The following is a 3,442-nucleotide window of genomic DNA, read 5'->3' as shown; positions in this document are numbered from 1 at the left end:
CGCGCAAGCCGCCCGTCACCACGCCCCGCGTGTTGCGCTGCAACGGCTCCACGTGGTGCCCCAACCCCTCCATCGGCACCGACACCCGCCGCTCATACCGCTCGAACACCTGCCGCAGCACCTCCAGCAGCGCCGGCGGCGAGCAGCGCATGTCCCCGTCTTCCACCTTCAGCGACACGCCCAGCCCCAGCGCCGGCAGCGCCGCGCTGTAGATGCCCTCGGCCCCCACCTTCGCCAGCACCCCCCCGCGCCCCGCCGCCATCAGCTCCGAACACAGCCGGCCCGTGCCCGCCACCAGCTCCGGGTGCGCCCACATGGCCTCGCGCAGCCGCCGCGCCGGCTCCAGTTCCGACACGCCGAAGCGCGCGTACGCCAGGGCCATCGCCCTCAGCGGCAGCCCGAAGCACACCGCCGTGCAGCCATCCACCGCCTGCCGCAGCTCCCCCGGCGCCAGCCCCGTCCAGTGCCCCACCTCCTCGAGGATGCGCTGCTGCACCGGGTGCCCCGCTCGCTCGTAGCCCTCCGTCGCCCAGCCGTGGTGCTTCGCCAGCGCCAGCATCCCCGCGTGCTTGCCCGAGCAGTTGCTCCACCTCGGGGTGATGGGCGTGCCCTGGCGCACCGCCTCGTCCGCGACGGCTTGAGAGAGCGGCGGGTGCGGCCCGCAGGCAAGCTGCGACTCCTCGCTCCCCGTGGCCTCCAGCATCCCCGCGCAGACCTCACGGTGCATGGGCTCGCTGGAGTGCGAGGCACAGGAGAGTGCCAGTTCCCGCGTGCCGAAGCCGAAGCGATCCGCCGCTCCGTCCCGCACCAGTGGCAGGGCCTGGAAGGGCTTGGCCGCCGAGCGCCACATGAAGACGCGCTCGGGCTCGCCCGCGGACGCCACCAGCGCGCCCTTCGCGTCCACCACCGCCACGGACACGTGGTGCACGGACTCGACGAAGCCGGAGCGGGTGGATTCGATCAGAAAAGAGGACATGTCGCGCTGCGCATACCAGGAGTGTCGCAGCTTTGCCTCCCTCCCGATGGCTCGGCCGCCCGCCTCCCCTGCCCCTCGGGACACTGGATAACGGCAGCGGGCGAGGAAGGGAGCGCTTCCACGGCTGGCGAAACGGAGAGCGGCGGAGCAGCCCGTGGTCGCGTGCAAGCCGGGCAGTGCGCAAACAGAAAAGGACCAATGCCAGGACAGGCCCTTTCGCGATTGCTGGATCGACTCCCCTTCGGGCGGAGTGTCATCGATGGAGTTCCCGTCGCGCCTCCCCAGCACCTGCCGCACCGTGAGCCCACGCACGTCTTCCAGGGCTTCGAGTCGCTGCCGGTGGCTGAGGGACCGCGCAAGCTCGGCTCGGGGGTCACGCTGCTCGTGCACCACCCGGCTCCCCGCCCGCCCCGCGACCGGGGAAAGGGACTCCGGGTCATGACGTTCAACATCCTCCTCGGGGGCGAGCGGCGCGAGTTGCTGGAGCGCTACTTCGCCGAGCTGGAGGAGACCGGCCGCATGCCGGACGTCATCGCGCTCCAGGAGGCGAGCCAGCCCACGGCGCTGGAGCTCGCGCGCGACTACGGCTTCCACGTCTCCTACCAGGGTCGGGACGTGGGCGGGCCCGTGGTGAACGGCAAGGCCACCCTCAGCCGCTACCCCATCCTCGAGGCCGCCCACTACACCTACGCCTTCCCCGACGAGGCGCGTCAGGCGGCCATCTCCCGCCAGGGCTTCGTCGGCGAGCTGGACGAGGACCGCGGCGCGCTCTTCACCCTGCTCGACGTGGGCGGCCAGAAGGTCGCCCTCTACAACGTCCACCACACCCTGGGCGACAGCGGCGTCAACGCCGGCCAGCTCTGGCAGCTCCAGGCCGTGCTGCACGCGCTCGACGGCGTGCCCTCCATCGCCCTGGGCGACTTCAACGCCAACATCAACGTCAAGCACCACTACTCGCTGCTGCCCAACCCCATCCGCAAGCACGAGCCCACCGAGACGGTGAAGGACTACGAGAACCGCTACGGCGACGTGCACCCGAGCGTGGGGGACTGGGGCGTGGGCAACATCGCCGACATCCGCGTGCGCCGCGCGCTGCACGCCCTGGAGCACGAGCTGCACGACCCGCTCCACCGCGCCCGCGAGCTGCGCGTGCGCATGCCGGATGGCTCGCACATGTCGCCCACCGAGGCCCGCGAGCTGCTCGTGTCCCGCAAGGTGGTGAAGGGCTGCGAGCTGTGGCTGCGGCTGCAGGACGTGGCGGACATGTCCACCCTCAACGCCCTGCCCGACGAGACGGGCGTGGCCCCCGCCACCGGCAAGCGCTTCGACACCTTCTTCGCCTCCCGCCAGCTCGAGCCCCTGCTGCTGGAGGTGGACCACTCCACCCAGGCGTCCGACCACCTGCCCTCCGTCGCCGACTTCCTCCTGCGCGACACCCACCACTGAGGACGGCCCTGGTGGGGACGGCGGCTTCCTGCTCAAGTCGCCCCTCCCCACCTCCCTGGAGGAGAACCGTCCCGTGGTCCGACTCTTCGTCCCGCTCCCGGCGCCCGCCCCCACCGAGGTGACGCTCTCCGGCGAGCGGCGCCACTACCTCGTCCATGTCCTGCGGCTCGGCGAGGGCGCCTCGCTCGAGGTCTTCGACGGCGCGGGCAGCTCCTTCGACGCGCGCGTGGCCTCCCTGGACGAGGACTCGGTGCACCTCGTGCTCGGCGCGGCCCGGCAGGCCCCCGCCCGGCGCCAGGTGGGCATCCTCCAGGGCCTCCCCAAGGGCGACAAGCTGGAGCTCATCCTCCAGAAGGGCACCGAGCTGGGCGCCACCTCCTTCCACCCCGTGGCCGCCGCGCGCAGCGTGGTGAAGCTCGAGCCCAAACGGGCCGAGGAGCGCACCTCCCGCTGGAGCAAGATCGTCGAGGAGGCCGCCCGCCAGTGCCGGCGCAATGACGTGCCCCTCGTCCACCCGCCTCGTCCCCTGGTGGAAGCGGCCCGCGCGCTCGCCCCCGGCACCACCCTGCTGGTGCTCGACGAGGAGGAGTCCGCCGTCCCCCTGGGTGAGGCCTTCCGCGCCGCCGCTCCCGGGGCCCCCGTCGCCCTCGTGGTCGGCCCCGAGGGCGGGCTGTCCCGCGAGGAGGTCACCGCGCTCCGGGCGCTCGGCGCGCGCCCCGTCACCCTCGGCCGGCTCATCCTCCGCACCGAGACGGCCGCGCTCGCCGCCCTCGCGGTGATGGCCCACCTGGATGGGGAGCTCGGTTAGGGAAGCTCGGTCAGGCGCCGAGTGAACGAGCCCCCGGCCCCCCACGGCTGCCCACCCCGCACCCGCGGGCCTATGTTCCCTGCACGACAGCAACGTCTTCCCAATGTCCGAAGAGGAAGAGAGGGAGCGGCACTCATGGAGTTCTTCGCCTACAGCATCATCGGTCTCGTCGTGGGCGTCATCGTGCGGGTCGCCCTGCCCCCCGCACCGCA

At 72.4% G+C, this 3,442-nt stretch carries 3 protein-coding genes; 2 read left to right on the top strand and 1 reads right to left on the bottom strand.

Features of this window, described 5'->3' with window-relative positions; all coding sequences use genetic code 11:
• A partial coding sequence (locus VF697_RS36105) for an asparaginase (protein WP_331102296.1) occupies window positions 1–976 on the bottom strand: 976 nt, incomplete at its 3' end.
• Between the two features lie 222 nt (window positions 977–1,198).
• Between VF697_RS36105 and VF697_RS36100 the strand changes: the two genes are divergently transcribed.
• Window positions 1,199–2,422 carry an endonuclease/exonuclease/phosphatase family protein gene (locus VF697_RS36100; protein ID WP_331102294.1) on the top strand — a complete coding sequence of 408 codons (1,224 nt, stop codon included), beginning with the start codon at window positions 1,199–1,201 and terminating at the stop codon, window positions 2,420–2,422.
• 73 nt (window positions 2,423–2,495) lie between these two features.
• Window positions 2,496–3,230 (top strand): 16S rRNA (uracil(1498)-N(3))-methyltransferase, encoded by a 735-nt coding sequence (locus VF697_RS36095; protein ID WP_331102293.1) that lies wholly within the window; start codon window positions 2,496–2,498, stop codon window positions 3,228–3,230.
• Window positions 3,231–3,442 lie beyond the last annotated feature (212 nt).

The sequence above is a fragment of the Archangium sp. genome, from assembly GCF_036388035.1.
In the GTDB taxonomy this organism is placed as follows: domain Bacteria; phylum Myxococcota; class Myxococcia; order Myxococcales; family Myxococcaceae; genus Archangium.
The sequence above is the reverse complement of the archived record's forward strand: the minus strand, read 5'-3'. Positions and strand labels throughout refer to the sequence as shown.